Below are 26587 nucleotides of genomic sequence, written 5' to 3'. Positions count from 1 at the left end.
TTTGCAAAAGAAGGTTACTACAGTTTATCGGCAAACTACAAACGATTAAAACTTTATGAAACCGCTGTATGCGTCTAAGCATGTACAGTGGTGTGAGAGGTGGCGAAGTTACTTTGTACCTTCGCTTCCTACTTTAATTTCATAATGAACGATGAGGTATAGCAAATAGGCGAACGATTCTATATCCGTGCGCACGCCACCGAGCGGTTCGTTTCTAATCTGGTTCAGGTTGTAAATACTCTTTTTGAAATTCTTGTTTCCGAAATACGCAACAGCGAATGTTGTGTAAAGCACCGCGCGTTTTGCGGGAGTGAGTTTGCTTCCGTAAACGGGAAAGATTTCTTCCAGGTGTTCAATACGCTTCACTGCTTTCTGAAACTGCCCTGTATTGTTGTAATAATTCAACTCGTGATAGGAATAGAAAAACAAAATGGTCTTGCTCCGCTCCGAAAGGGAAGCGTGTTCCAGCGCGCGTAGTTTTTGGATATGTTCTTCCATCTTCTCATAATTTTTCAGCGAAATGGCGAATATGATGCAGTCGTTTAAATCTCCGAGGTAAAGATTCGTATAAGTTTTTATTTTTTCAGGATGAATGTCAAACAGGAAAAGTTTTTTCAACCCGAACGAATAGGCCTTTGCATAATCCTGCCTCATGCTGTTATAAACCGTGTGAAAATGAAAATACGTGTGTTCCGATTCAAATGAAAGCGCAAGTTTTGGATTTTTCAGCAGGGGATTGGAGAGAATATTTTTTACCTCCCGAACCAGTTTTGGCGTTCGGGGAATTCCGTGCTCGTAATAAATGCTGAATGCCTTGTGGTTGAGCGTTCGGTATTTTGTAACGTTGTCAAGCGTTTGCAGAATGTTTTTTTCTTCCGAAAGAATTCTTCCAATGCCTTCCATGCTGTCCTGCGCCCAGGAAATTTTTGTTTCCCAGCGCAGAATTTCCAGTTCATACGTGGCGAGTTCGTGTTCCTGAGAAAGTTTTTTCGCAATTCTTAAAATCTTTTTTGATTGTTCATAAAGCGCTTTTTCATAGAGGATTTCTGCCTGATGAGAAAGTTTTCTTATCTCGGCATCCACGCTGGTGTGAAATAAATCAAGTGATTTCAAAACCGCTTCGTGCAGCCTTTTTTTCAGAAGCGGAAGCTGCCTGATGTAGCTTTCATTCTTCAGCAAATGTTTTTCGTCATACGCTTTCTGGCTGGCAATGGCATCAAACAGTTTTACATATTTATTCTCCTCTCCAATCACATGCCGCGAAGCGTAAATCTTGAAATGCCGTTTCTCCGCTTTTGTCAGCGACTGTATCAGGTCAAAAAGCTCCGTAGTGCTGGTTTTGGACATGAAAGGATAATCAGAATACAATGATAGGAAAAACCAGCCACTTATAAGAATGGACATGAAATGAATAATGAAATTTCTTTTGAATGCAAAACCTTATTATGATTCTGTCATTCTTATATTTGCCCACTTTACATACTATCTGATGAAAAAAATATTTACGCTGTTGTTTGTTCATCTTCTCTGCTGCTGTTTTTCCTTCTCTCTTTTTTCTCAAATCAAATTTCAGAAAACATTTGGCGGGATTGATTCTACGCAGGACGGTTTGGATGTGAAGCAAACCACCGATGGCGGATACATTGTCAATGCTCGCGTTACCACTTCCAAATTAAATGCAGATTGCGAAAATGCATACTTGATTAAAACCGACCCGAATGGAATCATGCAATGGTCTAGAACGTATGCGGGTTCTGCCTGCGAAGAAGGATTGGCGGTGATACAGACAAACAATGGCGGTTATTTATTAGCAGGAGAAACAAGAAGTTTCGGCAACGGGTATTTCGATTTATTTTTATTAAATACAAACAATGCAGGTGCCATGCAATGGACGAAAACTTATGGTGAGTTTAATGGTGAGAGCGCATGGGCAATTCAACAGACAACTGATGGAGGTTATGCTGCTTTCGGTTACACGAATGATTTTACAGTGAACGGATATTTTGATTATTACTTTGTGAAGCTAGATGCAGTGGGAAATCATCAATGGTCTAAAACATATGGAGGAACTTATCTGGATTTCGGATATGACGCGCGTCAAACAAATGATGGAGGTTACATCATGACAGGAAGTTCTTACAGCTTTGGCGGAGGATTGCAGATGTATATGGTGAAAACAGATGTGAACGGAACTATGTTGTGGGATAAAGTATATGGAGGAACGAATGGTCTTGAAGACTATGGATTCTCTGTTCGTCAAACTACTGATGGAGGTTACATCACCTGCGGTGGAACGCAAACTTATGGAGCAGGAAATACAGATGTTTTTCTTGTGAAGACAGACAGCGATGGAAACACGCAATGGTCAAAAACGTATGGTGGTTTTAATAATGACTGCGGGTTTGTTGTTCGTCAAACTACGGATGGTGGTTATGCTATTGCTGGCGCAACCAATTCGATTGGTGCTGGAGGATACGATGATTTTCTTTTGAAGACAGATAATGCAGGAACCATGCAATGGGTGAAAACGTATGGAGGTTCAGCAGATGACGGAGTTCCCGGAGGAATGTTTTTTATTTTCAGTTCTACTGACAGAAGAGTGAGGATGGAACCAACGAATGATGGAGGATATGTTCTTACATCGCTTCAATATAGTTTTCCCGGAGGAAATGTGTATCTGATAAAAACTGATTCGGATGGAAACAGCGGATGCAACGAAACCACCGGATCATTTACAGAAACTTCGCCAACGCCCAATGTTACTTCCGGTGGAACTCAAACTATTGCCAATACATTAACGACCAATCAAACACCCGCGCAAGTAGCTGCGTTGACAACTCAGGATACGTTGTGTCCTTTGTGTGCTCCTCCGACTGCCGCTGCCGGAAACGATGTAACCATTTGCCAAACTGCAAGCACCACGCTGACAGCAAGCGGAGGAACAAGTTATTTATGGAACACTGGCGCAACCACTTCTTCGGTTTCCGTTTCTCCGACATCTACTACAAACTATATTGTAACCGTAACTGATTCCTGCGGAAGCGATAAGGACACGGTGGTGGTTACGGTGAATCCATTGCCAACTGTTACTGTTGGAAATAATTCTACGATTTGTGCAGGAGCGACAGTAACACTAAATGGAACAGGAACCGGTGCTTACGTTTGGAATCCCGGAGGGCAAACCACTTCTTCCATTTCAGTTTCTCCAACAGCAACTTCTTCTTATACGCTTTCCATCACAAATTCCTGCGGTACTTCGAGCGACAGTGTGAAAGTCACGATTGCAAGTTCCATCACTGCAAATATTTCGGGCAACACCAGTATTTGTTCGGGCGCTTCTGCAACGCTCAGCGCATCTGGTGGTTCAACTTATTCATGGAGCACAACTGCCACCACTTCTTCCATTTCTGTTTCGCCCACATCAGCGTCAACTTATTCTGTGATTGCATATTCAGGTTCGTGCTCGGATACAACTTCTCTTACGGTGAATGTAACGCAAACGCCTGTCGCAGCTATTTCTGCAAATACAACTATTTGCTCTGGACAAAGCGCAACGCTCAGTGCATCAGGAGGTGGAAATTATTCATGGAGTACAACTGCCACCACTTCTTCCGTTTCAGTTTCGCCAACTTCTTCTTCAACTTATTCTGTAATTGTTTCAAGCGGTTCATGTGCTGATACTGCTTCCGCATCCGTCACGGTGAATCCGGTTCCCAATGCAAGCATCAGCGGAAGCGCCACTATCTGCACAGGAGGAAGTACAACACTGATCGCATCAGGAGGAAATAATTATTCTTGGAGTACAACAGCAACCACATCTTCTATCATTGTTTCGCCAACATCAAACGCAACTTATTTTGTGATTGCTTCGAATGGAAATTGTTCGGATACCGCTTCGGTAAGTGTATCGGTAGTTTCAGGAATCACCGCATCCATAACGGGCAATACGGTTGTTTGTTCTGGATTTGCTATAACGCTCACCGCATCGGGAGGAACAAATTATTCCTGGAGCACGGGAGCCACCACTACTGCGATTACAATTATTCCCACGGCATCTTCCTCGTATTCCGTAATTGCAACGAATGGCAACTGCTCTTCTTTAACCAGCATAAATGTTACCGTGAATCCAACGCCTGTAATAACTATCCCTCCTGCTGTTATCTGCAATGGCTCGAATGCCACTCTTTCTGCGGTGGTGAGCAGCGGAACACCCGCTTATTCTTATGCATGGCTTCCCGGGGGGCAAACCACTTCAGCGATTATTGTGAATCCGGGTTTCACAACTCTTTATTCTTTGCAGGTGACCGATGCCAACGGATGTTCGGCTTCAGCAACAACACTGGTAACTGTGAATGCCGGTCCTGCTCTTTCAATAAGCGGCAATACCTTGCTGTGTACGGGCGATGCAACAACACTTACCGCATCGGGCGGAATAAGTTATGTGTGGAACACAGGAGGAACTTCATCGGCAGTTGTGGTGGCGCCAACCTCTTCAACAACATATTCTGTGATTGGAACAAGCGCGAACTTATGCACTTCTGCATCTACGGTAAGTGTTACCGTTCTTCCTCCACCCAATGCAGCTATTTCAGGCAACGACACTATTTGTTTTGGTGATAATACAAATCTAACCGCAAGCGGTGGTGGAAATTATTTGTGGAATACCAGTGCCACGACTTCTTCGATAAATGTTTCTCCCACTTCGACAACAAATTATTCAGTGATTGTTTCTGTGGGAAGTTGTAAGGACTCGGCAACTTATTCAGTAGCGGTTGTTCCGAACCCGATAGCAAATGCAGGAACAAGCGTTTCTGTTTCTCAAGGACAAAGCACTACGCTTACTGCAAGCGGAGGCGGAACTTATTCATGGAGCAACGGAGCAATTGGTGCAACCAATATTGTAAATCCGAATTCAACCACGCAATATTGCGTTTATGTAACCGATGCCAGCGGATGCACTGATACATCCTGCTTGATTGTTTATGTGAAACCTATGGACTGCTCTGATGGAGTGTATGTACCCAATGCTTTTTCTCCGAATGAGGATAATGAAAATGATTTCTTTCAGGTGTATTTTGTAAATCCTTCCTGCGTGAAGTATTTCAAATTTTTTATGTATAACCGATGGGGCGAAAAAATATTTCAGACCAATGACCCCGGCTTTGTTTGGGATGGCTCTTATCCCGATATGACACAGAACTCGGCTGTGTTTACCTATTATATGTATGTGCAATTCACAAACGGGAATGATTTGAGTAGGCAGGGGAATGTGAGTTTGGTGAGGTAAAACTTATCCCGCCCCTTATTTTCCTCATTTTCTTATTCCCTTTTCAAACAAAAACAACTCAAAATTTGACTTTTGTTGATGTTTTTTGTTCCTTTGGGCGCACCAAAGCGAGGTGAAAATAACTTTCGCATAAAAAAAGGCAACCAATTTCAACTCAAGCGTCATAGAATCAGAAGCCCATGAGCGAAACAAGCAAAGAGCAGATTAACAAAGTTGTTGAGGGCTGTATTAAAGGCGACCGCAAAAGCCAGCAAGTTCTTTACATGATGTTTTACGGAAAGATGCTCGGAGTGTGCATGCGTTATTCAAAAGACAGCGATGAAGCCAAAGATGTTTTGCAGGAAGGATTTATCAAGGTGTTCATGAACATAAATAAATTCGGTGCCAGCGGTTCTTTTGAAGGATGGGTGAGAAAAATAATGGTGAACACAGCCATTGATTTTTACAGAAAGAACAAGCACTCGGTGGTGCAGGCAAACTCAGAATATGTAGAAGCTAATGGCGAAGAAGCAATGACAGAAAACGAAAACGGAATGGATTATTCAGGAATTAACACGAACGAAATTATGGAAGCTGTTCAGAAATTGTCGCCCGTATACCGAACTGTTTTTAGTATGTACGTAATAGACGGATACTCGCACAAAGAAATTGCAGCACAATTGGGCATCAATGAAGGAACATCAAAATCAAATCTGTCAAAAGCAAAAACGAATTTAAAAAAAGCATTTGCAGGTAAAATAAAATTGTATCAGGAAAACTAATAAACTATAAATGAAAAATTTTGAAGAACATCTGAAATCATCGCTCGACAAGTACGAAGCTGAATTCAATCCTGCCGACTGGGCGGATATGGAAAGCCGCCTCAACAAACTTAACGCAGGAAAAGTTTCCTCTTCCATCGGAAAGACAATTCTGATTGCCGCTTCGGCAATTGCCGCAGCAGGATTGATTTATTATTTCAGCACAACTAATTCTGAAAACAATACAACGGAGAAAACAATTGTACAAAACACAGTTGTTGCCGGCAATACTACAAACGAAAATTCAGTTCAGAAAGAAGAAACAAACAGCCGGAATTCAGAAACAAATAATAACTCGCCAAAAGAAAAAGCTATTGTTCAGAATCCTGTAAGCGAAAACCAATCCACTTCATCCGGGAAAACAGAAACTCAAACAGAAAATAACAGCAGTGAAAACAAAGTTAATCCTGAACAGAATCAGCCCTCAGAGGTTAATTCTCAGCCCTCAACTGCTTCTGTTCTAACAGCAACGTTTCACACGGATATGAATAAAGTCTGCGAAGGCGCACCTGTTCAGTTCACGGCAGATAACGCAGATGCGAACTTTGCTTACAAATGGTTTTTCGGTGACGGAGAAACTTCCGTTGAACAAAATCCACAACATGTTTTCAAAAAAGCGGGAACATTTTCTGCAAGACTTCGGGTCACATCCGTTCTTGACAAAAAATCGGATGAACAGAAAAACACTATCACCGTTCTTGCCGCTCCGTCCGTTGATATGACTTACAAAGCCTCTGAGGAGAACAACCTCGCAGTAATTTTTGATGCAGAAGCCGCAAAAACAACCGACTGGAAATGGGATTTTGGCGACAGGAAAATTGCTTCAGAGCAAAATCCTTCACACACGTATGCGAAGTATGGAACATACAAAGTAGCGGTGACCGCAAAAAATTCTGCCGGATGCGCTGCCACATTAACCAAAGAAGTGGAAGTGAAAAACATCATTAACCTGTTTGCTCCCAACTCATTCAGCCCCGATGGTGATGGTTTGAATGACACCTGGATTCCAACGATGAGTGATGATTACAGTTTTGTTGTTACAGTTTATGATAAATCAAACACTATTGTTTTCACAACGACTGATAAAAATCGTCCGTGGGATGGAGTAAATACAAAAACCGGAGATACATACTCATGGAAAGCTGTTGTGAAAGACAAAAACGGTGAAGAATCAACTCAACGGGGATTTGTGATTATAAAATAATATTCGTTAACACTTGACATTTGCTTATGCAAGATATACCTTTGGTCGCCCTTAAAAAAACCACCTCTTAAACCTGCGCGTATGAAAATTATTTATTCCCGGTTTTTTTCTATCGTATTTGCTGCTTCAGCGTTTCTTTTGCTGAACACAAATTATTCTCACGCTCAAGAGAGTAAAGCCGGAAATAATTTTATCCTCAATGTAAACAATACGGCCGGCTTTGATGAAAACACATTAAGGGCAAGAATGAAAGTGGATGGTTTGTCTGACCCTGTGATTGATAAACTTATTGCCCAGCGCAAATTATTATCCATGAACGGAAAAAGCGTGGAATGGATTGGGATGAAAAAAGCAAGCAGCACACCCGTGCCTTTTGCCGCCTGTTCTGATATGGGCGCTGAAAACGGATGGGGTGCCTGGTGCGGAGCTGCCGGAACTTCCGGTCCTCCCAGTTTTGGCGGACAATCCTGCCCTCCTCCTGCATCCAATGGAAGTACGGGATTTAATCTTACTGCTGGCGCAGGAATTGACGCCTGCACGCCCGGCTTTGCTCCCGGCTCTCCAACCATTCCTGTGGTTTGCCCCGGTTTTGGAAATGCTTCCATTCAGCTTGGCGTTCCGCAAATGCCGAACTGTTACGCAGAGCAGATCACCTATCCGCTTACGGTTACTCCCGCTGATACAAATTTTATTTATGCGTATGCAATTGTGTTGGAAGATCCGGGGCATGATGTTGCCAACCAGCCCTTTGTTGATTTATGTATTTATGATTCTGCCGGCAATCCTGTTCCATGCGGATGTTTCAGATACACAGGCGGACCCAACCTGCCGGGCTTTTTTTCCGGATCCTGCGGTGCCTATTACAAGCCATGGACGCTTGTTGGCGTAAACCTTAAACCGTATATCGGACAAACGCTGAACATTGTAATTACCAATGTTGACTGCGGATATTGCGGACACTTTGCCCATTCTTACTGGGATTTTTCATGCGGATCAATTTCCGGTTCTGCAACAGGGTTTTGCCCCGGGCAATCCACCTCGCTTTGTGGTCCGATTGATCCTTCTATCACCTATACCTATCAATGGTATCAGAACGGAAACCCGTATACCGGCCCGCCCAGCGCAACCGCCCAGTGCATTACTCCCATCGTGAATATTGGCGATACATTTTCAGTTGAAGTGCAGCAACCATCAGGATGCAATTTTCATTTGGTATATGTTCCGCAGCCCATGTCAATCACACCGAATTTTAATTTTACCATGCTTTGCGGAACAGTAAATTTCACCGACCTAAGTACCACATCAAACGGCTCACCCATAGCTGCCTGGAACTGGAGTTTCCCGGGCGGCAATCCGACTTCATCAACGGCTCAGAATCCAACAGTGACCTATCCTGCCGGAAGTTACACGGCAACGCTGATTGTTACCACGCAGGCGGGGTGCATCGATACCATTGTGCAGCCGGTTAACGTATTGGGTTTGCCTCAGGCGGCATTTGCAAGCACCACGGTTTGTTCCGGAAACAGTACACAGTTCACCGATAACTCCGTTGCTGCAGCGGGCGACCCGCTGGTTTTGTGGAACTGGGTTTTTATCGGAGGAAATCCTGCCACATCCACCTCGCAGAATCCTTCGGTTACTTATCCTCCGGGAAATTATACCGCAGTGCTTACCGTTACCAGCCAGCAAGGGTGTGTTTCAACCTATACGCAAGCCGTTACGGTGAATCCTCTTCCGGTTGCTAACATGAGCAGCATTAATCTTTGCTTTAATAACATCACACCGTTCACTGATCTATCTGTCGGCAACAATACCATTTCAAATTATAACTGGAGTTTTGGCGATGGAAGTTTTGATACCGTACAAAGTAACCCTACTCACACGTATGGAAACCCCGGGACTTATACGGTTACGCTTATCGTTACAAATAATTTTGGCTGCAAGGATACCAATACCATTACTGTGACGGTGAATCCTCTGCCCGTTGCCGCTTTCGGTTCGCTGCCGGTTTGCTTTCATGACAGCACCTGCTTTTTAGATTCGTCAACTATTTCTACTGGAAGCATAACAAGCTGGGGCTGGAACTTTGCCGACCCTGCTTCAGGAGCCAACAATATTTCCAACTCACAAAATCCCTGTCACATATTTACAGGATTGGGTCCTTATCAGGTATTGCTTACCGTAACTTCCGACAGCGGCTGCCAAAGCAATACCATTGTAGCTGCCACCATTAATCCTCTGCCTGTTGCGCTCATCAATCCGGTAAATGTTTGCCATACTTTTTCATCCTGTTTTACGGATGGCTCAACTCCTGCGGGGGGCGATCCGCTTGCCGGCTGGGATTGGGATTTTGGCGATGCCACTCCGCATTCCAACCTTCAGAACCCTTGCCATACGTATGCAGCCCCCGGCACTTACACGCTTACTCTTATTGTTACTTCTACAAAAGGTTGCAAGGACACTGTTACGAATACCGCTATTGTTTACAGTAATCCAATAGCTCTATTTACAAAGCCAGATAGTGGCTGTGCTCCCCAAACCTTTGGGTTTACAGATTTATCACAATCAGCGAGCGGAGTCATTTCAGCATGGCAATGGAGTTTCCAAGGTGGTTCTCCTTCTTCATCTACTTTACAGAATGGTAGTTCGTACTGGCCTACTCCCGGCTCGTATGATGTGCAGCTGATAGTTACCACCCAGTATGGCTGCAAGGATACTTTGCTCATGCCGCAATACGTAAATATATTTGCCTGGCCCGTTGCCGATTTTTGTGTAACGCCTTCTGAAGCCAGTGTGAATGAACCCATATTCGATTTCTGTGATTTGTGGTCGAACGATGTAACCCAGTGGACCTGGAATTTTGGAGACGGCACAAATGATATTGTCAGCACCGACCCTATACACTCTTATTCGGCTGTGGTAACCAACAATGATTATTACACCTACCAGATTTGCGTTGATGTTAAAAACGTGCACGGATGTTACGACAGCATTTGCCGCACCGTTGATTTGCTTCCGGAGTTTGAATTTAATATTCCCAATTGCTTTACGCCTAACGGAGATTTGATCAACGATTCATTTTTCGGAAAAAGCCGCGGAGTGAAAGATTACAACATCTGGCTCTTCGACCGCTGGGGAAACCTGATTTGGGATTGCCACTTTGAAGGCAAGAACACTAATTGGGATAGTTTCTGGCAGGATGGAATGTCATCTGCCTGCAAGTGGGATGGAAAAGTGGAAGGCGGAAACAGCAGCCAGCAGGTGCAGGAAGATGTGTATGTATGGAAAGTGCGGCTCACCGATATTTTTGATAAAGTGCATACCTATGTAGGGCATGTGAGTTCGGTGAAATAACTAAAAAATGCATAGAAATAAGTTCAGAATTAAAGCCAAGAACTTCAAAATGCAGGTTTGTAAGTTAAAAACAGAACTTTGGAACTTCAGAAGGCTTCTCCTGAACTTAAAAACACAAGTCGGGAACTTCCAAACCCTTGTCGGGAAGTTCAGAACACAGGTTCGGAACTTCAGAACTGAAATCCGAAGCTCCAAAGTTGAATTCTCAAGCTCCGGAGTTGCGTTCGGAAGCTCAGGAGTTGAGTTCCGAAGTTCAGGAAATGAGTTTTGGACTTCAGGAGTTGAAAATCTGATAAAAAATCAATAATAGGAAAACCAGATGTCAAACTTTAAAATCGGACAAAAGGTAATATTCGTAAATCGGTGGATGTCAGAATATCCAACAGGGGACTGCCTAATTATCAGCAAGCAACCATATTCTTATCTTTTCGTCTTGTATATGCCATAAACAATATATTTTACCATGAAAAAATCACTCATCAATCCTAAATCCCTGCACCCCGCCCTAAAGGGTGCTATGAAATTATTTCTCTTTCTGGGGCTACTCCCCTTAGGACAGGGGTATGCGCAAAATGTGACCTATCAGAAAAAGCAATTGGAAATTACCAAGCAAAAAACAAATGACTTTGATGAAGCAACCCTTCGCCAGAAAATGAAAGCCGATGGATTGGCTGCTCCTATCATTGATAAATTAATAGCCGACAGAAAAGTATGGATGCAGCAAGGTAAAAATGTGAGCTGGACCAATGTGAAAAATGCCGGAAGCAATCCAACTCCTATGGCTACCTGCGGAGATATAGGCGGTGAAAACGGATGGACAGCGTGGCTGGGAGATATTGGCTCAGTAAATTCAGGCGCCCCGCCAACATGGACACCTCCTGCCGGACTTCCGTCTGTTCCGAATTTCAGTATTACTTCGGGAGCAGGAACAGACCCCAATACTCCGGGACCCAATGTGGGTGACCCCACTGTTCCATTTGTATGCCCGGGTTTTGGAAGCGCTTCATTAGAACTGGGCGAACCCTGTGTGGCAGGTTGTGTGGCTGAGCAGTTAACGTATCCGTTATTAGTTACCCCGCAGGACAGCAACTTTGTTTATGCATACGCCATTGTGATAGAAGATGCGGGGCATTCTCCATCCGACCAGCCCTTTGTTCAGTTTTCTGTTCTTGATCAGAATGGAGTTCTGGTTCCGCAGTGCGCAAATTTTATTTACACAGGTGGTCCCGCCATGGCTGGTTTTTATAGCGTGAACGGAACCGGATGCGGCTGGGCAGGCACCGACCAGTATAAACCATGGACGATTGTGGGAATAGACCTTACTGCCTATATCGGCACCACCGTTACTATTGTCATTAATAATGTAGACTGCGCGCAGTGCGGGCATTGGGCATATTCATACTGGGATTTTATGTGCGGCACGGCAGCGCTATCTGCCGGATGTATTGGAAACACTTCCACCCTCTGCGGTCCTATTGACCCCAATATTGCATACACTTACCAATGGTTTACCAATGGCGTTCCCATGGCACCTCCGCAGGGAACACAACAATGCATTTCAATGATTCCTCAGCCGGGAGATACCATTACCGTGGAAGTTCAGCAACCCTCCGGCTGCAATTTCCATCTGGGATATGTTCCGGCATCTATTGTACCCGATTTTACCTATACAGGCAATTGCGGAACGTTAACATTTCAGGACAGCAGTTATGTTTCGCCTGCAAGCGTAAACATGACCAACTGGAACTGGAGTTTTCCAGGAGGCACGCCCTCCACATCAACCAGCCCCACCGTAACAGTAACTTATAATTCGCCCGGAACTTATATAATAAGTTATACCGTAACCTGCTCGGCTGGCTGTTCTGCGGTTGCCACTCATTCGGTGGTGATAACCGCGCTGCCAACGGCACAATTCACACCCAGCCCAGCGTGCTTGGGCAATGCTGTTACACTTACCAATGCCTCTATTTCCCCTGCGGGAGATCCTATTGTTACCTGGAACTGGTCTATGCCAGCTGGTAGTCCTCCTACTTCAACCAGCACAAATACTTCAACTACTTATCTTTCAGCAGGACTACACAATGTTACTCTTACAGTTACCACTCAGGCAGGATGCATTAATTCCATTTCAATACCTGTGCAGGTTTACAATCCGCCTGTTGCAAACTTTTCCGGCTCTGGCACAGGATGCGCACCGGTTTGCGTAACAGGGGCAAATGGGTACACCGATTTATCAACTTTAGCAGCAGCAGATGGAATTATTTCTAATTGGGCATGGAGTTTTCCAGGAGGAACACCTTCCAGTTCAACCATTCAAAACCCGGCAAGTGTTTGCTATTATATTCCGGGAACTTACGGAGCAACTTTAATCGTTACTTCCTCAAACGGATGCAAAGATACAATCGCAATTACCCCCATTGTTACACCTCGCCCCTGGCCCAATGCTAATTTTTGTTTAGAACCCAATCCTGCTCCTGCCACCGACCCCGTTTTTCATTTCTGCGATTTGTGGTCAACCGATGTATCACAGTGGAGTTGGGATTTTGGAGATGGCTCTGCTGCCGATCTTGTCAACACCGACCCGACACACTCTTATTCCGCAACCGTAACGAATAATGATTTTTATTCTTACAATGTTTGCGTGCGCGTTGAAAATCAATACGGCTGCTGGGATTCTATATGTAAAGTGGTTGACCTGATTCCTGAATATACTTTTTATATACCCAACACATTTACTCCTGATGGCGAAGGTCCGTCTACCAATGAATTGTTTTTCGGAAAAGGAAGAGGCGTGAAAGAATACGACATCTGGATTTTCGACCGATGGGGCAACATGATATGGAATTGCAATTATTCGGGTTCAAATGTTCCCTGGGATGTGTTTGGAGAAGAAGGCATGCCTGCCAAGTGCAAGTGGGATGGAAAAGTCAAGCAAGGCGGAATTGATATGAGCGGAGGCAGCAGAAAGCTATCAGAAGAAGATGTGTATGTATGGAAGGTGCGGCTTACCGATGTGTTCGACAGGAAACACACGTATGTTGGAAATGTGAATGTGGTGAAATAGAAAGATTTTTTACTGTAACTTTTTTTCTTGAACAACGTACATACACTTCGTAATCACTAATAACATAACTCCATGAAAAAAAATTACTCTCTCTTAATCGTTGCCGCTGTCATCTTCAGTGGGCATTCCATCGCACAACAAATAAATCAGGAAAATTCAATCATTATCTCAAAGGATAATGCCGATGGTTTTGATGAAGTGCAACTAAGAGAAAAAATGAAAGCAGATGGCTTATCCGTACAAGTGATAAATACGTTAATAGAGAAGCGCAGAAAATTATTCCAGAGAGGAAAAAATGTAGATTGGAAAAGAGTTAGTAGAAATCAGGCGCCCGTAACCAATGCTATTTGTACTGATATGGGAGCAGAAAACGGATGGGGAGCATGGGTGGGAGATGTCGGCACTGTTAGTTCAGGACATATTCAAACATGGACACCTCCGGCAAGCATTCCCGTAGTGCCAAACTTTACAATTACATCTGGTGCCGCTATTGACAATAATACTCCAGGACCCAATGTCGGTGATCCAACTATTCCTGTTGTCTGCCCGAACTTCGGAAACAATTCTATTGAGCTTGGAGAAATGTGTCTGGCTGGATGCGTTGCTGAACAGTTAACATATCCTTTTTATGTAACAGTTTCCGATACCGACTTTACTTTTTCCTATGCAATTGTTTTAGAAGATGCCGGACACGCATGGACAGACCAACCCTATTTTGAAATCATGCTTCTGGCTCCTAACGGAGATACAGTTCTTGGGTCATATTTTATTTATGTAGGTGCTCCAAGCATACCTGGGTTTTATGGTGTGAGCGGAACCGGATGCGGATATGCCGGAACAGACCAGTATAAACCATGGACGATGCGAGGGCTGCATTTGGCGCAATATATAGGACAAACGCTCACCATGGTTGTTACCAATGTTGACTGCGCACAGTGCGGGCACTGGGCTTACAGCTATGTTGATTTTGACTGTGATGGAATTCTTTACTCTCCGCGGTATTGCCCCGGATCTTCTGTTGTTATTAATTCCCGGTCAGAACCTAATTCAAAATATATGTGGGAAAATGGAGATACTACAGAAGCAACAACCATCAGTAGTCCCGTTGCCGGTGATACTATTTCTTGCATCGTAACACCATGGGCGGGATACAGTTTCAAGGCAAATTATGTTCTTACTCCCGCGCAGGCGAATTTTTATTCATCAGTAAGCACAAATACAGTAACACTGACAAATAATTCTGCCGGTTCTGTTTCCTGCTTTTGGGATTTTGGCGATGGCAACACTTCTGTAAATTGTAATCCTTCGCACGTCTATTCCTCAGTTGGAACATATACCGTTTGTCTTACAGTGCAAACAGACGGATGCAGCAGCGGTGTAACAAGTTGTTCAACGGTTACCATCCTTTCAACAGGAATTAATGAATATGCTTCGTCAAATGATGTAAAACTTGTTCCCAATCCTGCATCTGATATTGTGTTTCTGGAATTTAAAAATGGGTTTGCGAATGAAAAAGTATACATCACTGTTTTTAATCTTATAGGAGCAGAAGTATTAAAATCACAAATAGTTAATGATAAAGGGAAATACGGTTTGACTATTTCAACTTTACCTTCAGGAACTTATTTTGTTAAAATAAAATCTGCTGCAGGTGAAATCACAAAGAAGATGATTGTTTCGAAAGAGTAGAAGAAAATATTTTTTAAAGATAAAAGGCTGGAGTTTTCCGGCCTTTTTTTGTTTCAGGAGCGGATTACAGCTTTAGCTTTTTCCTGATAGGTCTTGATTAATTTCTGCATCACACCATCCACTTCTTTATCGGTGAGCGTGGCGTTTTCATCCTGCAGAATAAAACTCAAAGCGTAAGATTTCTTTCCTTGTTCTATTTTATCTCCCTCATACACATCAAACAAGTTTACATTCTTCAGAAGAATTTTTTCTGTTTGATAAGCGAGTGATTCCAGTAATTCATATTTTACTTTTTGATCAACAACCAAAGCAAGGTCGCGCCTCACTTCCGGAAACTTTGGAATTTCTTTAAAGCGGATAGAAGATGATTTCACTAATTCAATAATAACATCCCAGTTGAAGTCAGCATAAAACACTTCCTGCCTGATGTCAAATTTTTTCAGGAAGGATTTCTTTATCCAGCCAAGTTCAACAATTTTTTTCTTTTTAGTTTCATACGCTAATCCGGAAGAAAGAATGTCAGAACTCATTTCAGAAACTTGTTCTGCTTCTATTCCCAAACGCTTTAGAATATTATCTGTGAAAGATTTCAGATGAAAAAAGTCAACGCTTCCTTTCTGCCCACCCCAACTTTCCCCTTGTTTTTGTCCGCAGAGAAATAACGCGAGATGATTTGTCTCAGAAAAATTTTCTTTTCCTGATTGCATACGATATGCTTTTCCGAATTCGAACAATTTCAAGTCGGCATTCTTCCTGTTCTGGTTGTACGCAATTGCTTCCAGTCCGCTAAAAAGAAGAGTAGGGCGGAGAATATTTAATTCAGGGCTGAGCGGATTGAGAAGAAAAACTGAAGCCTCTCCCAAATCCTCCCCTTCAGGGAGGGAGTTGGATGACAACAAAGAAAGATATTCAGAGTTGGTCAGTGAGTTTGACATAATCTCATTGAATCCGAATCCGCAGAGCAAATCAGAAATTGTATTGCGGAGTTTTTCTGTATCCGGTTTTGAAACATACGAAAGCGATGAGCGTACTGCAGAAGGAATTTCAATGTTGTTACATCCATAGATTCTCAGGATTTCTTCCGCGATGTCTTCTTCACCGGTTACATCCGTTTTATTTGTAGGCACAGAAAGTAAAAGTGTTTCTCCGCCTTCTGTTACAACTTCATTGCCGAGTAATTGCAGTATTCGTTTTATCTGCGCGCGGTCAATTTGTTTTCCGATGAGCCGGTCAAGGTTGTGATAAGATAAAGCAACTTTCTTTTCCTCGATAGGATGGGGATAAACATCCACGATGTCGGAAGAGATTTTTCCGCCAGCGACCTCTTTAATTAAAAGAGAGGCTCTCTGCAATGCGTAAACCGTGATGTTCGGGTCAGCGCCTCTTTCAAAACGGAACGAAGCATCTGTTTTTAATCCATGATGCTTGGAACTTCTGCGGATGGAAGCAGGGGAGAAGTAAGCGCTCTCTAAAAAAATATTTTTTGTATCAGCAGAAACTCCCGATTTCATTCCTCCGAAAACTCCCGCGATGCACATGGGTTCTGTATCAGAACAAATCATTAAGTCATCGGCAGTCAGCGTTCGTTCAACTTCATCCAGCGTGGTGAATTTTGCTCCTGCTGAAAGTTTTTTCACAACTACTTTCCTGCCTGAAATTTTATCTGCGTCAAACGCGTGCAAGGGCTGTCCGAGTTCGTGCAAAACAAAATTGGTGGCGTCAACAATATTATTTATGGGCTTCTGCCCAATAGAGAGCAATCTTTTCTTCAGCCAGTCGGGAGATTCTTTAATGGTAACTCCTGAAATGGTAACGCCTGAATATCTTGGGCAGGCATCTTTATCTTCTACAACAACATCAAAAGTTTCCAAAACTTTTGATGTTTGGACAGTAAAATCATCTACGGAAGGAACATTCAGTTCGTATTTATTTTCCGCGAGCTTCCAGTTGAGCACAGCAAATAAATCTTTCGCAACTCCAATATGCGAAGAGGCATCAGAGCGGTTGGGTGTAAGACCGATCTCAAGAACAGAATCGCTTTCTACTTTTGGGTATCCATCCCTTTGGGAAAAATATTCTTTTGCCGGAGTTCCAGTCTTTGCTTTTGAATCCAAAACCAAGATTCCTTCATGGGAAGTTCCCAAGCCGAGTTCATCTTCCGCGCAAATCATTCCTTCGGAAACAGCTCCGCGTATTTTTGCTTTCTTCAGTGTGATGGGCTCGCCTTTGCCGGGATAAATGGTTGCACCGACAGTTGCCACCACTACTTTTTGTCCGATCGCAACATTCTGTGCACCGCAGACAATATTAAGAAGTGTTCCAGTGCCGATGTCCACAGTCGTTAAACTTAATCGGTCGGCATCAGGATGCTTTTCTTTTGTCTTTACTTCACCGATTACGCATCCTTCCAACCCGCCTTTTATGGTTTCGTGCTTTTCAACGCTTTCTACTTCGAGACCGCAGTCGGTTAAAAGTTCAGCGGTTTTCTCAGGAGAAATATCTAAGGCAATATATTGATTGAGCCAGTTGAATGAGATTTTCATAGGAGACAAAGGTAAAAAAATCTCTCTCGAAGGGTATAACCTTTATTCTACGGTTACACTCTTCGCTAAATTTCTTGGCTGGTCAACATTGCATCCGCGCATGACGGCAATGTGGTAGGCGAGGAGTTGGAGCGGGATGACGGAAATGAGGGGAACGAGGATTTCATCAGTTTCGGGAATTTCAATGACGTAATCGGCATGCTGCTTCACGGATTTGTCGCGCTCGGTGACGATGGCGATGATTTTTCCTTTGCGTGCTTTCACTTCCTGTATGTTGCTCATCATTTTTTCATACCAGGCGCCTTTTGCGGCAATGACGACCACGGGCATGTTTTCGTCTATGAGCGCGATGGGACCGTGTTTCATTTCCGCAGCGGGATAACCTTCTGCGTGGATGTAAGAAATTTCTTTGAGCTTGAGTGCGCCTTCGAGGGCAACGGGAAATGTGTATCCGCGTCCGAGATAGAGAAAGTTTTTTACGTCTTTGAATATCTTTGCGAGTTTTTTTACTTCGTCATTTTTTTTCAGCACTTTTTCTACTTTTTCCGGAATTGCGTTTAATTCGTTTATCAGTTCATAATATCTTGACTCGGAGATAGAACCTTTTTTTCTCGCGATGCGAAGCGCCATCAGCGTGAGCACAGTGATTTGCGCGGTGAATGCTTTTGTTGAGGCAACTCCGATTTCCGGTCCAGCATGTGTGTAAGAGCCAGCGTGCGTAGTGCGCGGAATGGTGGAGCCGACCACATTACAGATTCCGATGATGGTTGCTCCTTTTGATTTGGCGAGTTCGATGGCGGCAAGCGTGTCGGCTGTTTCACCTGATTGTGAAATGGCAATCACGACATCGTCTTCTCCAATGATCGGATTTCTATAGCGGAATTCAGAGGCGTATTCCACTTCTACGGGAATGCGTGCGAGGTCTTCAAATAAATATTCTCCAACGAGACCAGCATGCCAGGAAGTTCCGCAGGCGACAAAAATAATTCGCTTGGCATTTATCATCTTCTGCTCGTAATCTTTTATTCCTCCGAGATTTACTTTTCCTTCTTTCGCCACCAATCTTCCGCGCATGCTGTCGCGGATGGAACGTGGCTGCTCGTAAATTTCCTTGAGCATGAAATGCGGATAGCCGCCTTTCTCCAGCGCTTCGAGTTTCAGTTCAAGCGTTTGTATGTAGGGAGTTTTTACTTTGTTGCGGATGGTTTTGATTTGCAGTTTTCCTTTTCTGGGAATGACAGCAATGTGTTCGTCTTCGAGATAGACCACATTTTTTGTGTACTCCACAATCGGGGTTGCATCTGACGCAATGAAATATTCATTCTTGCCGATGCCAATCACGAGCGGGCTGGATTTTTTTGCCGCTATGAGTTCATCGGGATTATCTTTTGATAAAACTACAATTGCGTACGCCCCGATTACCTGGTTCAGCGCTTGCCGTACTGCTTCCGCAAGTTCAACGGATTCGCTCACATAAATATCTTCAATAAGGTGGATGAGAACCTCTGTATCAGTATCGCTCTGGAATTTATGTCCGCGTTTCTTTAATTCTTTTTTCAGCGATGCGTAATTCTCAATGATGCCGTTGTGAATGATGACTAATTTTTTTGTCTGCGAAAAATGCGGATGCGCGTTGATGTCGTTGGGTGCTCCGTGCGTTGCCCAGCGTGTGTGCCCAATGCCGATGGTGCCGTGCGTATCTTTTTTATCTATGTGTTTTTCAAGGTCGGCAACTTTGCCTTTGCATTTGTAAACGTGAAGTTCCTTGTTGAGAATAGCAATTCCTGCGCTGTCGTATCCGCGATATTCAAGGCGGTGCAATCCCTTTATAAGAACAGGGTATGCTTCTTTGCTTCCGATGTATCCAACTATGCCACACATATAGTTAAGGAGCCCCTCCTAAATCCTCCCCTTCAGGGAGGACTTTTTATTGTTTTTCCAAAAGGAAAAAGGTAAAGAATAATGCTCAACACGAATTTACGAAAGATATTTTGTTTGCAATGAAATTTTCTCCCTCCCTAATGGGGAGGGACCACTACTTCAACCCTAACTCTTTTTTCAATTTCTCATCAATATCGCCCGGAGAGTCAAGCATTATGTCTCTGCCTGAATTATTTTTAGGGAAGGCGATATAATCGCGGATGTAATCTTCATTATTGATGACCATAGAGCAGAGGCGGTCAAAACCAAAAGCAATTCCACCGTGAGGTGGCGCTCCGTATTCAAATGCGTTGAGGATGAATCCGAATTTGCGTTCTGCTTCTTCTTTTGTTAAGCCCAACACTTTGAACATTTGTTCCTGAAGTTTTCTGTCGTGAATGCGGATGGAACCTCCACCGAGTTCTACTCCGTTCACAACCATATCATAAGCGTTAGCTTTCGGAGAAGCCCCACCCCGACCCTCCCCGAAGGGGAGGGAGTTAAAAAGAGGAATGTCTTCATTCTTTGGAGAAGTGAATGGGTGATGCATTGCAAACCAGCGCTGTTCTTCTTCGTTCCATTCTAAAAGCGGAAAGTCTACAACCCAAAGGCACTCAAATTTATTTTTGTCGCGAAGGCCGAGTTTGTTTCCCATTTCCAGGCGAAGTTCTCCCAGCGCTTTTCTGGTTTTCGCTTCTGCTCCAGCGAGAATTAAAATCAAATCTCCTGCTTTGGCGGCAAACTTCTCTGCGATTTTTTTCAGAGATGCCCCATCAAAGAATTTATCAAAAGAAGATTTTAATGTTCCGTCAGCATTGTATTTGATATAACCCAATCCACCCGCTCCAATTTGCGGACGCTTCACCCATTCGGTGAGTTTGTCTAATTGTTTGCGGGTGTAGTTGGCGCAGCCACTTGCACAGATTCCTCCTATGAGTTCTGCATCGTCAAAAACTTTAAAACCAGCCCCTCCTAAATTCTCCCCGTTGGGGAGGACTTGTGATTTCTTTTCTCCCTCCCTAACGGGGAGGGTCGGGGTGGGGCACTTCAGTTCAATGATTTTCATTTCAAATCTTGTATCGGGTTTGTCAACGCCATACTGTTTCATTGCATCTGCATAAGTCATTCTGGAAAACTTCGGCAGTTCAAGTCCGCGCACTTTTTTGAAAATATGTTTCACCATTCCTTCGAACATCTGCACAACATCTTCTTGTTCCACAAAACTCATTTCGCAGTCAATCTGCGTGAACTCGGGCTGGCGGTCTGCACGCAAATCTTCATCACGGAAGCAACGAACGATCTGGTAGTATCTGTCAAAACCGGAAACCATCAAAAGTTGCTTGAAAGTTTGAGGCGATTGAGGAAGCGCATAGAACTCGCCCTGATTCATTCGTGAAGGAACAACAAAATCGCGCGCGCCTTCGGGAGTTGACTTGATAAGGAAAGGAGTTTCCACATCCGTGAAACCGTTTGCGTCAAAATATTCGCGCACTGCCTGCGCGACTTTGTGGCGCTGCAATAAATTATTTCTTACAGGAGTTCTTCTTAAATCCAGGTAACGATACTTTAATCTGAGTTCATCGCCTCCATCTGTATCGTCTTCAATGGTGAAAGGAGGTGTTTTGGATTCGTTCAGTACTTCTAATTTATCTACGATGATTTCAATTTTTCCCGTAGGAATCTTTAAATTCTTATTGCTCCGCTCAGCGACTTTTCCTGTGGCTTTCAAAACAAATTCCCGCCCTAGTTTTCTTGCCTGCTCGCACAATTCTTTGTTGGTTTCCATATTAAAAACCAACTGAGTGATTCCGTATCTGTCGCGCAGATCAATAAAAGTCATTCCGCCTAAATCGCGCGAACGCGCAAGCCATCCGCAAAGCGTGACGGTTTTGCCGGCATCTTTTATTGTTAACTCACCACAAGTATTTGAACGAAGCATAAATTAAAATTGAGTGACGAAGTTAAGGAAAATGCTTTTCAGTGGTTCGACAAGACTATACGTGTCGAATGCTTATAGAAAAGCACCAGTCTGCTACCATTGCGTTAGCCAGTTATTTTTTTTCTGTCTCGCTTTCCCGTTTTGAAGTGAAAATTTTTAGATGTAGACCAACAGTCATTTGCCTAACTTTCCAACTATAGTCATTGTTCTTATAAATATTGTTGATGCCATAATAATACTTTGTTTCAATGCCAAAAATATCAGTGAAATCATAAGAAATCCCAAGTCTCGCCCCGAAATCGTAATTGTCAATACTTAATTTACCGAATATATCTCTGCCAGAAGGATTGCTACTCTTAGGATACTGAATATAACTTTCATGCGTTTCTTTGTTCGTTAAAGCAAATGAAGTTTGTACTCCAATATTAATAGTGAGTTTTTTTATTTTTAATCCATAGTATATTGGTAAACCGATATAAGTAATACGTCTGTAGAAATTATCAACAAATGATATTCCCATCGGATTACCAAGGGTGTCAAGTATTGGTTTATTATGATATTCTGTTCCTCCGATTTGTATAAGGAGAAATTCGCCAGCAATTAAAGATTTTTGGGTAAGATGATAATTATAAAACAGTCCACAGTTTCCAGAAAATCTATTATTGTTATATACACTTGTACCTTGAGAAGAAAAATTTGTCGAGATTTTACTTAACCCACCGTCAACTTTCAGTCCGATGTTGTGCTGTCCCAAAGCAGTCAGGTGAATTGTTAGTATAGTCAAAAATGAAAATAGTCGTGTCATTTTATAATTGGTGCTAACATTATGATATGCGGAATTCCGTCTTCCAGATATTCACTGCCTTCGCGGACAAAACCAAATCCTTCATAAAACTTCTGCAGATATAATTGCGCTCCGATTCTTACCGGGACTTTCCCGAATTCTTTTTTTATGAATTTCATAGATTTCTCCATCAGGATTTTTCCTGCTCCGGTTCTTCGAGCTTCTTTGGAAGTAATCACTCTTCCGATTGAAACTTCTTTGTAGGAAACATTGGGAAAAACAATTCTCGCATAGGCAATCAGTTCTTCATTTTGTTTCCCTGTTACATGAAACGCTTTCAAATCTTTTCCATCAGCATCCTGATAGGGACAATTCTGCTCCACGACAAAAACTGACACGCGCAAGCGAAAAATCTCATAGAGTTCTTCGTTCGTTAAATCTTTGAAGTGTTTGCAAGTCCAGATGATTTCGTTCATGGTTTCAAAAGTAGGAGATTCTTCGCTACGCTCAGAATGACAAAGACAACAATTAGTAAATTTGTTTCATCCCGATGAATATTGGGACGTATTCAGATGGAAAAGGACGACACATATTTCATGCAGGAAGCGTTGAAAGAAGCGCGCAAGGCATTTGAATCTGATGAAGTTCCTGTAGGAGCAATAATTGTGTGCGAAGGAAAAATTATCGCACGAGCGCACAATCTTTCCGAACGGTTAACTGATGCAACTGCTCATGCGGAAATGCAAGCGTTTACGATGGCTTCATCGTATCTTGGAGGAAAATATTTAAACGAGTGTACTCTATATGTAACAATCGAACCCTGCCCGATGTGCGCAGGCGCAAGCTTCTGGGCGCAGCTTGGAAAAATTATTTACGGTGCCAGAGATGAAAAGAGGGGATATTCAGTTCTCAGCGATAAAATAATTCATCCGAAGACAAAAATTGTTTCAGGAGTTCTTGCTGAAGAATGTTCCGAGTTGATGACGGATTTTTTTAAAAAGAAACGCCCCCTCTAACTCCCCCGAAGGGGGAGAAACATGTGTATGCAACTCCCTTCCCTTCGGGAAGGGTTGGGGATGGGCTTTACAGTTGATTTCCATCCGCATCCAGTTCCACCACTTCGTATCCGAGTGCTTTAATGCGGTCGAAAAGTTTTGCGCGATTGCCTACCACCACGATAACCATATTATTGTACGGAAGATTTTTCTTGGCAATCGCATCAATCTCCGCTTTGGAAATATTTTTTAAAATCTCCTGCTGTTTGTCTACAAAATCTTTTGTGAGGTTATAATCAAGAATACGTTTTACAAATCCTGCTTTTTGTCCGTTGGTTTCGTACTTGAGTGCGTCCTGCTGCCCGATAGAACTTTTTGTGAACGCAAGTTCATCATCTTTAATTCCCGCATCCGCATACATTTTTATTTCTTTCATAAACTCCACAATGGCGCTGTCAGTTGCATCGCCTTTGATTCCACCCTGTGCAGTGAACGGACCGGCATATTTTGTTCCTGAAAAACCAGAACGCGCTCCGTAAGTCCATCCTTTTGTTTCGCGGAGATTAATATTGATGCGGCTGTTGAACGCTCCGCCCAAAACATAATTTACTAAAGTAGTACGGTAATATTCGCCCACAGCATCAAAAGGCAAGGCAATGTACCCGATGCGCTCCTCCGATTGGGGTGCGTTGTCTTTGTTTACAAAATAAATTCTTGTTTTGTCAATTACAGGAACTGCTGGCTGTTCTGTTTTCTTAACTTCTTTTGCCTGCCATGATTTCAGAAAATCAAATTTCGGGAGGACAGATTCCTTGCTGACATCGCCTGCTACCACCAGTTTGGCAATGGAAGGAGAAAAATTATTTGCGTAAAAATTTTTCACATCATCCAGCGTGAGTGAGGAAACAGATTCTTTAGTTCCTACGATTGGAGTGGAGAGAATATGACCTTTTCCATACAGAAGTTTTTTGTAAACATTATTCGCAATCACTACGGGCTGTGTTGCCTGATTGGAAATAGTTTGCATTTGTTCTTCCTTCAGGCGGTCAAAATCTTCCTGATCAAATTTCGGCTGGAAAAGAATTTCATTTGCAATTTTCAAAGTGGCATCCAGATTTTTTGTGAGCGAAGAAATATTCATAGTAATTTCTTCTTCATCAGCGCTGAATGAAATATCGCTTCCCAGAAGGTTAAGCATATCTGAAATTTCTTCTGCAGAGTGCATCTTGGTTGATTCTTCCATTAAAGATGCGGTGAGGAAAGAAAGACCGGCTTTTGAAAGTTCGTCTGCGCGGTGACCGATTTCCATGGAGACAGTAATATTTACTGTAGGAATTTCATCGTTCTTCATGCCGATTGCTTTCAAGCCGTTCGGAAAAGTTTCTGTCCAGAGTGCAGGAACTTTAATTACAGGGTTGGGACCTGAGCCCGGTTTTTTGCTTCTGTCCAGGTTATCTTTCGCTTTATTGTAAACCAGATTTTTATACTCTGCGCTTTCTTTTCCGTCTTCAGGATTTTTTATGTGCGGTTCAAAATCATTGGGCTTGGCAATGATGCTTGATTTCCCTTTCGGAACAATGCTCAGATAAACTGCGGGCTTGCCTTTTACATATTGATTGTACACGTGCATCACATCTTCTTTCGTGATTTTCATGTAGCGATCCATATCTGCTTTGATTTGATTCGCGTTGCCGGTGAATGTCTGATACGCTGCCAGCTGAGCGCCCTTGCCTCTCACGCTGCTCAGTGACTGAATGGTGCGTGACTCATAATTCGCCTTGAACTTTTTCAAATCATCATCGGTCACACCTCGTTTTTCAAATTCAGCCAGTGAAGATTTCATGAGCGCTTCTGTTTCTGCCAGTGAATTATAAAAAGGTTCTTTGGGATTTGTTGTTTTGGCTTTATCCGGCAGGGAACGAATCTGAAAAAATAACATTCCTGCCACTTCGCTTGAAAAATTATTTATGCTCGCGTCATACGCCATTTGCTTCTTTACAAAATTCTGGTAGAAGATGGAGTTTTTATCTTCCGCCAGAATAGAAGCAAGCGCATCCAGAGCGGCTTCGTCTTTATCATAAGCAGGAACGGAAGGAAATGTAACCATCAGCATCGGAAAGCGGATATTGTCTTCATAGGAAATATACCGGTCTTTGTCGAGCACTGCAATTTGTTTCGCAATATTTTTCACTTCAGGACCTTTTGGAATAGAACCAAAATATTTTTCAGCATACTTAATTACTTCTGCGGGCTTCACATCTCCGGCAACGGTAAGCGTTGCATTGTTCGGACCGTACCAACGGAGGAAAAATCTTTTTAAGTCGCCCACATCCACGCGGTTCAGATCTTCAATATAACCAATCGTGCTCCATGAATAAGGATGCCCGTAAGGGAAAATAGCTTCCAGTGTTTTTTCAAATGCCAATCCGTAAGGACGGTTGTCGTAATTCTGCCCGCGTTCGTTTTTCACGGTGGCGCGTTGCACTTCAAACTTTGGCTGTGTCACTGCATCCAGCAAAAACCCCATGCGGTCTGATTCAAGCCACATCATTCTCTCCATATAGTTTGAAGGAACGGTTTCGAAATAATTGGTGCGGTCAAAATTGGTAGAACCGTTCAGCGTTCCGCCCGCTTCAGAAACTGTTTTAAAATGTTCTTCATCCGCCACGTGGTCAGAACCCTGAAACATCATGTGCTCAAAAAAATGCGCGAAGCCCGAGCGCCCTACTTGTTCCCGGTTTGAACCCACATGATAGGTTACATCAAAATAAAGAATCGGGTCAGAATGGTCTTCGTGAATTACAATGGTAAGTCCGTTGGATAACCGCCATTTTTCGTAGGGGATAATAAGTTCGCCAGATTTTTTTGAAACTTTCTCAATCAGTTTTGCTCCTGATTCTGTCTGAGGTTTGTTTTGATTCGGGATAAAAGAAAAAGCAATTGCCCCGATAAGTACAGGGATTAAAATAGAAAAGAAAAAATTTGTTTTCATGGTTTTGAATGTCAGA

Annotated in this window: 14 protein-coding genes; 7 read left to right on the top strand and 7 right to left on the bottom strand. The window is 43.1% G+C overall.

Annotation, left to right across the window (positions count from 1 at the left end):
* Positions 1 to 108: 108 nt before the first annotated feature.
* Complete coding sequence (locus tag HY841_11455; GenBank protein MBI4931372.1) at positions 109 to 1404, bottom strand: hypothetical protein; 1296 nt, start codon at positions 1402 to 1404, stop codon at positions 109 to 111.
* Between the two features lie 85 nt (positions 1405 to 1489).
* Between HY841_11455 and HY841_11450 the strand changes: the two genes are divergently transcribed.
* The 6 genes from HY841_11450 to HY841_11425 all read left to right on the top strand — a co-directional run bounded on the left by HY841_11450 (position 1490) and on the right by HY841_11425 (position 15398).
* Positions 1490 to 5287, top strand: a complete 3798-nt coding sequence (locus tag HY841_11450) for a gliding motility-associated C-terminal domain-containing protein (GenBank protein MBI4931371.1) — start codon at positions 1490 to 1492, stop codon at positions 5285 to 5287.
* 179 nt (positions 5288 to 5466) lie between these two features.
* Positions 5467 to 6048, top strand: coding sequence for a sigma-70 family RNA polymerase sigma factor (locus HY841_11445; GenBank protein MBI4931370.1), 582 nt, complete (start codon positions 5467 to 5469; stop codon positions 6046 to 6048).
* Between the two features lie 10 nt (positions 6049 to 6058).
* A complete protein-coding gene (locus tag HY841_11440; protein ID MBI4931369.1) occupies positions 6059 to 7291 on the top strand; it encodes a PKD domain-containing protein in 1233 nt (410 codons plus the stop codon).
* A gap of 81 nt (positions 7292 to 7372) precedes the next feature.
* On the top strand, positions 7373 to 10645 hold the full coding sequence (locus HY841_11435) for a PKD domain-containing protein (GenBank protein MBI4931368.1): 3273 nt from the start codon (positions 7373 to 7375) through the stop codon (positions 10643 to 10645).
* Positions 10646 to 11108: 463 nt separating this feature from the next.
* On the top strand, positions 11109 to 13709 hold the full coding sequence (locus tag HY841_11430) for a PKD domain-containing protein (protein MBI4931367.1): 2601 nt from the start codon (positions 11109 to 11111) through the stop codon (positions 13707 to 13709).
* Positions 13710 to 13781: 72 nt separating this feature from the next.
* Positions 13782 to 15398 (top strand): T9SS type A sorting domain-containing protein, encoded by a 1617-nt coding sequence (locus HY841_11425; protein ID MBI4931366.1) that lies wholly within the window; start codon positions 13782 to 13784, stop codon positions 15396 to 15398.
* 53 nt (positions 15399 to 15451) lie between these two features.
* On the opposite strand, the gene HY841_11420 is transcribed toward HY841_11425, so the two are convergent.
* The 5 genes from HY841_11420 to HY841_11400 all read right to left on the bottom strand — a co-directional run bounded on the left by HY841_11420 (position 15452) and on the right by HY841_11400 (position 23060).
* On the bottom strand, positions 15452 to 17941 hold the full coding sequence (locus HY841_11420; GenBank protein MBI4931365.1) for a phenylalanine--tRNA ligase subunit beta: 2490 nt from the start codon (positions 17939 to 17941) through the stop codon (positions 15452 to 15454).
* 42 nt (positions 17942 to 17983) lie between these two features.
* On the bottom strand, positions 17984 to 19822 hold the full coding sequence (glmS, locus tag HY841_11415) for a glutamine--fructose-6-phosphate transaminase (isomerizing) (protein MBI4931364.1): 1839 nt from the start codon (positions 19820 to 19822) through the stop codon (positions 17984 to 17986).
* A 154-nt stretch (positions 19823 to 19976) separates the two neighbouring features.
* A complete protein-coding gene (aspS, locus tag HY841_11410) occupies positions 19977 to 21800 on the bottom strand; it encodes an aspartate--tRNA ligase (protein MBI4931363.1) in 1824 nt (607 codons plus the stop codon).
* Positions 21801 to 21912: 112 nt separating this feature from the next.
* On the bottom strand, positions 21913 to 22605 hold the full coding sequence (locus tag HY841_11405) for a PorT family protein (protein MBI4931362.1): 693 nt from the start codon (positions 22603 to 22605) through the stop codon (positions 21913 to 21915).
* Positions 22602 to 23060: a GNAT family N-acetyltransferase gene (locus HY841_11400; GenBank protein MBI4931361.1), complete on the bottom strand. Its 459-nt coding sequence runs from the start codon at positions 23058 to 23060 to the stop codon at positions 22602 to 22604. The genes HY841_11405 and HY841_11400 overlap by 4 nt, the downstream gene beginning before the upstream one ends.
* A gap of 96 nt (positions 23061 to 23156) precedes the next feature.
* On the opposite strand from HY841_11400, the gene HY841_11395 reads away from it, so the two are divergent.
* Positions 23157 to 23600, top strand: a complete 444-nt coding sequence (locus HY841_11395; GenBank protein MBI4931360.1) for a nucleoside deaminase — start codon at positions 23157 to 23159, stop codon at positions 23598 to 23600.
* A 67-nt stretch (positions 23601 to 23667) separates the two neighbouring features.
* Here HY841_11395 and HY841_11390 read toward each other — a convergent pair whose 3' ends face one another.
* Positions 23668 to 26571, bottom strand: coding sequence for an insulinase family protein (locus HY841_11390; GenBank protein MBI4931359.1), 2904 nt, complete (start codon positions 26569 to 26571; stop codon positions 23668 to 23670).
* Between the last annotated feature and the right edge of the window lie 16 nt (positions 26572 to 26587).

This window comes from Bacteroidota bacterium (assembly GCA_016213405.1).
GTDB lineage: Bacteria > Bacteroidota > Bacteroidia > Palsa-948 > Palsa-948 > Palsa-948.
Note: the sequence above shows the minus strand (reverse complement) of the source record. Positions and strands in the feature narration are given on the sequence as shown.